This window comes from Pseudoalteromonas sp. CR1, from assembly GCF_019392235.1.
In the GTDB taxonomy this organism is placed as follows: Bacteria; Pseudomonadota; Gammaproteobacteria; order Enterobacterales; family Alteromonadaceae; genus Pseudoalteromonas.
Genome location: NZ_JAHXRM010000269.1, coordinates 1 through 270 on the forward strand (window position 1 = coordinate 1; position 270 = coordinate 270).

The 270-nt window shown below is 68.9% G+C and carries 1 pseudogene; it reads left to right on the forward strand.

What is annotated here, in order from left to right:
* Positions 1-270 (forward strand): annotated as a pseudogene (locus KZZ04_RS19385) (hypothetical protein); the annotation flags it as partial.

Genomic DNA, 270 nt, shown 5'->3' on the forward strand with positions numbered 1-270 from the left:
TCAGCGCCGAACGCGAACCGGCGATGCTGTTCGAGCTGGCCCGCGGGCGCCTGGAGCAGGTGCACGTCACCGCGCCGGTACGCGGCTTTCGTTTGGTGGCCCAGGACTTGCCGGTATTTGTGCCGCAACGCCAGGACCTGTTCGACGACCGCCCGCAACAGACCTTGCCCTGGGCGCAACTGCGCGAACGCCTGCGTGCGCGTCTGGGGGACGAGGCGGTGCAAGGCCTGCGTTTTCACGCCGACCACCGCCCTGAATGCGCCTGGCAAG